The sequence below is a fragment of the Gammaproteobacteria bacterium genome, from assembly GCA_013696315.1.
Taxonomy (GTDB): Bacteria; Pseudomonadota; Gammaproteobacteria; order JACCYU01; family JACCYU01; genus JACCYU01.
Genome location: JACCYU010000064.1, coordinates 1 through 5644, shown reverse-complemented (window position 1 = coordinate 5644; position 5644 = coordinate 1). Strand labels below are relative to the sequence as shown.

Here is a 5644-nt window from a genome sequence, read left to right as displayed (position 1 = left end):
CGGTACGCGATCAGTTCGCCCATAACGGCGTGCATGCCGTCCAGCGCGCTGTTGCCCAGTCGCGGATCGCTGGAATGCCCGGAGCGCCCGCGCAGCAGGATCGACTCCATGAAGATTCCCTTGTGGCTGCGCACCGGTTTGAGGTTGGTGGGCTCGCCGATCACGCAATACCGTCCCAGGCGCTGACCGTCTCTGGCTAATGTCTTGGCGCCGTGCATGGAGCTTTCCTCGTCGGCGGTGGCGAGGATGGTCAGGGGCTGTTTGAGATCTTGTGCCTTTAACTCGCGCGCGGCTTCGATGGCGATCGCAAGAAAACACTTCATGTCCGCGGTGCCAAGCCCGTACGCGCGATCGTCGGCTTCGCTCATTTTGAACGGATCGTGACGCCAGCGGCCCTCGTCGAACGGCACTGTATCGGTGTGCCCGGCGAGCACCAGCCCGTCGTCGCCAGTACCCAATGTGGCGATAAGATTCGCCTTGCGCGAATCTTCGCCAACGGGTTGCACGGTGATGCGGTAGCCAAGACTCTCCAGCCATTCCGCCAGTTGATCCACGACCTTGCGGTTGCTCATGTCGCGGTCGGGTTTCACGCTGCTGATCGAGGGCAGTTCGATCAGGCGGCGCATCATTTCCATTAATTTGGGCGGCGCGTCCATATGGCATGATTTTGCCGCGCGCCCGGCGCCCGCGCAACCGGGCCGCGCGCCCGATAATACGCGCATGGCGGTGCGGCCAGCTTGCGCGCTGAGCAGCAGTCGGCGCTTAAGGCGTTATACTCGCGGCATGTCGACCTGGGTGATAGTTTCTCTCACTGCCGTCGTTGCCTGCCTTGCGACCCTGGCTATCGACTTCATCGTTCGTCAGTTCGGCAAGCGCGAGAAACACGTCGAGCGCAAAATCGAACATCTTTACGCGGCCGGCGACGATCAGTTCGTGCGCTCGATGGCCAATCTTTTAACCGGCCCGTTTCGCGAGGGCAACAAAATTACGCCGCTGCTTAACGGGGATCAGATTTTCCCGGCCATGCTGGCCGCGATCCGTGACGCGCGCCGCGCGATAACCTTTGAAACGTTCATCTACTGGGTCGGCGGTATCGGAGACGAGTGCGCACAGGCGCTGGCCGAGCGGGGGCGCGCCGGCGTCAAGGTGCACGTGTTGCTTGACTGGTTTGGCAGCAAGGAGTTGGACCGCGCTTCCATACAGTTGATGGAAGACGCGGGGGTAGAAGTGCAGCGCTACCACAAGCTTCATTTCACGCGCTTTCGCACGATCAATCACCGCACCCACCGCAAATTGCTGATCGTGGACGGCTACATCGGCTTCACCGGCGGGGTTGGCATCGCGGACGAGTGGACCGGCGACGCCAAAGACGCCGACCACTGGCGGGACTCGCATTACCGCATCGAAGGTCCCAGCGTCGCGGCGTTGCAGAGCGCGTTCATGGACAACTGGATCAAGGCGAGCGGCGTCGTCCTGCACGATGAGAGTTATTTCCCCGCGCTGGAGCAGCAGGGCGAGGCGGCCTGTCAGGTGTTTGCAAGCTCGCCGGCGGGCGGGGCGGATTCCGTGCGGCTGATGTTTTTGCTGGCGATTACCGCGGCGTGCAAATTCATCCGCATCGGTACGGCGTATTTCGTGCCGGACGAACTGTCGACGGGCGCATTGCTGGGCGCGCGCCGCCGGGGTGTGCAGATCGAGATCATCGTGCCCGGCGAGCACAACGACGAGGGCCTGGTGCGGCTGGCTTCACGCTCGCAATACGGCAAGCTGTTGCGCGCCGGCATACGCATCTACGAATATCAGCCCACCATGTATCACACCAAACTGATGATCGTGGACGATATGTGGGTGTCGGTTGGTTCCACCAACTTCGACAACCGATCCTTCAGTCTAAATGACGAGATCAACTTGAACGCGCTGGATCGCGAGCTCGCGCGCAGTCAGACCCAATGGTTCGAGCAAGACAAGACCCGTTCCAGGGAAATGACGCTCGATGAGTGGGCGCGGCGACCCATGCACGAAAAACTGCGCGAGCACCTGGTGAGCTGGCTGCATTCGCAGTTGTAAACAATACGGGACGCGCTGACTTTCCGTGCAAAGGATCGCCACGAGAACGATCTCCATGACGCAAATCGGGGCCGCAAGTGGATAACGACGCATCACAGAGCCCGCGGGAGCGCCAGATCATCAAGCGGCTGCTGGCCGTAGTGACGGTAGTGGTGGTGGCGGCGGCGCTCAAGATCAGCGCTTCGGTGACCATGCCGCTCGTGTTCGCGCTGTTTCTGATCGCGGTGTTCTGGCCGTTGCAACTTCGACTGGAGCGACGCATGCCGCGTGGCGCGGCTATGTGCGTCACCTTTCTGGTGTTCGTCGGCGTCATTGCCCTGTTCGTGGCCTCCATCTGGTGGAGCGCCGAACTGCTCGCGGACAGCGCGCCCGGATATCGCCAGGAGTTCCAGCGCCTGTTCGACGGCCTGCGCGTCATCGCCGAGCCGATCATCGGCTCGTCCACGGACGCGATCAGGGCAGGGCCTAAGGTTTCCGAGCTGGCGCCGAATTTCGTGCTGGCATTGTCCGAGTGGCTTTTCTCCTCCAGCGGTGCGCTGGTGCTGATCGTCGCGTTCTTCGTGCTGGGATTGCTGGAGGTGCACGACTTCCGCGACAAGCTGCGGCACGGTTTGTCCGCGGACGAGGGCGCGCGCTGGTTCGAATCCTTCAAGCGGGTGGTGACGGACTTTCAGATTTACATCGTCGTACGCACCGTGATCGGGCTGATTACCGGCGTACTCATCTGGTTGTTGTGTCTGGTGGTGGGCGTGGATTTCGCGTTCATCTGGGGCTTCATCAACTTTCTGCTCAACTACATTCCCACCCTGGGCTCGATCATCGGCGTGCTGCCAGTGTCCGCGTTCGCGCTGCTGGAGTTCGGTATCGGAGTCAAAGCATTGCTGGTGCTGGTTGGCGTATCCGGCATCCAGCTCGTGATGGGCATTTATCTCGATCCGCTGCTGCAAGGCAGGCAACTGTCGCTCTCGCCGCTGGTGGTGCTGTTCTCGGTAACTTTCTGGGGATGGCTGTGGAGTGTGCCGGGCGCGTTCATCGCCATTCCCATCACCATCGCGCTGGTTATCGCCTGCGATCACTATGAGCGTACCCGCTGGATCGCCGTGCTGCTGGCCAACAGTGACTACAAGCCCGCGAATGGCGCGGCGAGGATTGAGAAGGAGAGTCTGTAGACCTATCAACGGCCTGAAACTCAATTCGGACTGGATTGCCTAAGCGCTATCCGAGTGTTTGCGCCAGGCGTTATGAATACGCGACATGACATTTTACCAGCCAGGCTCGTGTTAGCCGCCACGTTGCTTACCGCCGGCTGCGCGAGCTTTGAACCTACGCCCTATCAGCCTTCTGTCGATGGCGGCTATGGTTATAGCGACGAGCAGGTCGGCAACAGCGAGTATCGCATCACGGTCGCCGGCAACGCTGCGACTTCTGCCGAGACGCTGTGGAATCAATTGTTATTGCGCGCAGCCGAAATCACGCTGGCAGCGGACCAGAAATATTTCGTCGTGGCGCCGACAGCAAACGGCCAGCTGGCAACGATAAAGCCCGCGTTTTTGATGCACCAGTTCGGTGTAGGCCCAGGCGGGTTCACCGGCGTACGTATGCCGCTGCTTCAATACCAGGGATTGCCTGTCGGTGTGGAGCCTTCGCGCGAAATGATCGCGAGCCTGTCAATCGCTCTTGGCGCCGGGCCGGCGCTAGCAATGTCTTCGATGCAAGAGCGATCAAGCAGAGACAGGCGCCGGAGCCTGGCGTATTGCGGCCGTCCAAATGACGTTTATGACGACTGTACAGAGTAGGTGTAGGGTGCGCCGTGTGCACGCGGGCCCTCGCGGTGGTGCGTCTAAAATCCCCTTCGATGCCCCTTGCAAAGGGGGAGGCAAGTTCACTCACGACCGCATTCCCCCCTTTGCAAGGGGCGACTGGCGATTTCACGGGGCGAACGCCTGGGCGCAGTTACGGTATACGCCCTCTACCGATTAGGATAACGAGTAGCGCACCCGACATCAGATTATTTCGCGGCCATTTCCTTTGCCACCGCGTAGATCTCTTCCGCATCAATGATCTGATCGTTGCGCTCGAACAGCTTTTCGATGCAGGCGCGGTGCAGTTTGAGTTTCAGCGCGCCGAGACCAATTGCGCCGATGGTCTTTTTGCCGTGGCGTTCCTTGAGCTTGTCCATCATGTCCACGCCTTCGAATCCCAGCGGCGGCGTGGCGTTGGTGTCGGCCAGCGCCTCAATCGTCGGGTTGTCCTGCCATTCCTTTTCCGAGAGCAATTGAATGCCGCCCGCGCCCGCGCCGAAAATTACCTGGGCGCCGTCCAGCACTTTTGCGCGTGACGCCTCGTCGGCGGTAGCCGCCGGTTCAAGCTTCACCTCGAAGCGTTCCTCGATCAGTTTGCACGCGGCTTGCGCGCGCTTGAGATCGCGTGATGTGACCGTCACTTCCGCGCCTTCCTTCGCAAGCAGCGCCGCGGCGCGCTGACCGACAGGCCCGGTGCCCGCCAGCACCACCGCGCGCTTGCCGGAGAGCGAAACGGCCTGGCCCAGCAACGCCACACCCGCCGCCGCTGTGGTGTTGCTGCCGTTGCTGTCGAACATGACCGATACCTTGAAGTCGCCGAAGAATTTCTTGCGTACGGCTTTTAGCAGGTTCTGACCGGCTTCCATGTCACCGCCGCCGACGAACACCGCGGTGAATCTCTTCTCTTTCGGCGAGCGGGTGAAGATCGCGCCGTCCACCAGCGAGCCGACGTTGTCGGGGTTCACGCCACCGTAAGTCTTCACGTGGTCCGCGCCGCCGTCGTAGGCGACGACGGTATCGAATACGCTGGGAACGGGATCGGTATCGAATTGGAATAGCAGTTTTTTCATAAGTTTCTTCGGAGTTTAAAGTTGCGTAGGCTGGGTTAGCCGCGCGAGGGGCCAACCCGGCATTTGTCTACAAACATACCGCTGGGATTCACAAGCTCATCCCAGCCTACGTATTGTTTCGGGTCACCCTGTCCAGCCCAGGCCGGCGGCGACGCAGTTGATGGACAGCAGCAGCGAGATCAGATACTCCTGCCGCGCCGGATCGTTCTTGTCGATGCCGCGGAAGCGCTCTATTAGCTTGACCTGCTGGTGGCCGACCTGATTGATGGTGTCCAGCCGCCGCTCGAGACTCTCGCGGAACCGCGGGAAGCGCGCGCACACCTCGCTGGTGCCGTTGACCTCCATCACCATTTTGACCGTGCGGTCGTACTCATCTTTAACCATGCCGAAGATGCGCTCGCGCAGTTCTTCGTCCGGCACCAGTTCGGCGTAGGCGCGCGCGATGTCCAGATCCACCAGGGGCAGGGTTTTTTCGGTCTCGTCGATAATGAGCCGGAACAGGCGCGACTCGGCAAACATGCGGCGTAATACTTCCTGACCCAGGTCACCGCGCACCGCGACGATCTGTTCCAGCGCGCTGCCGACGCCGTACCAGCCCGGAATCACCATGCGGTTCTGGCTCCAGGCGAACACCCAGGGAATCGCGCGCAGGTCATCCAGAGTCATGGAACCGGTGCGGCGCGCGGGGCGAGAGCCAATCTTGAG

At 61.0% G+C, this 5644-nt stretch carries 6 protein-coding genes; 3 read left to right on the top strand and 3 right to left on the bottom strand.

The genetic code is table 11. The features are described 5' to 3' along the window. The coding region (locus H0V34_03705; protein MBA2490833.1) for a M20/M25/M40 family metallo-hydrolase at positions 1-629 on the bottom strand (629 nt) is incomplete at its 3' end. A gap of 154 nt (positions 630-783) precedes the next feature. Here H0V34_03705 and cls point away from each other — a divergent pair. From cls to H0V34_03690, 3 genes are all read left to right on the top strand, one after another. After that, the gene (cls, locus tag H0V34_03700; protein MBA2490832.1) at positions 784-2067 is read left to right on the top strand and encodes a cardiolipin synthase; all 1284 of its coding nucleotides are present in this window, start codon (positions 784-786) and stop codon (positions 2065-2067) included. A gap of 77 nt (positions 2068-2144) precedes the next feature. Further along, positions 2145-3236: an AI-2E family transporter gene (locus H0V34_03695; GenBank protein ID MBA2490831.1), complete on the top strand. Its 1092-nt coding sequence runs from the start codon at positions 2145-2147 to the stop codon at positions 3234-3236. 123 nt (positions 3237-3359) lie between these two features. Beyond that, on the top strand, positions 3360-3863 hold the full coding sequence (locus tag H0V34_03690; GenBank protein MBA2490830.1) for a hypothetical protein: 504 nt from the start codon (positions 3360-3362) through the stop codon (positions 3861-3863). A gap of 212 nt (positions 3864-4075) precedes the next feature. Here H0V34_03690 and H0V34_03685 read toward each other — a convergent pair whose 3' ends face one another. Together H0V34_03685 and H0V34_03680 are read right to left on the bottom strand one after the other, a co-directional pair. Continuing rightward, a complete protein-coding gene (locus H0V34_03685; GenBank protein MBA2490829.1) occupies positions 4076-4939 on the bottom strand; it encodes a methylenetetrahydrofolate dehydrogenase in 864 nt (287 codons plus the stop codon). A gap of 123 nt (positions 4940-5062) precedes the next feature. Beyond that, positions 5063-5644, bottom strand: a 582-nt coding sequence (locus tag H0V34_03680; protein ID MBA2490828.1) for a phosphoenolpyruvate carboxylase, incomplete at its 5' end; no start/stop codon positions are given.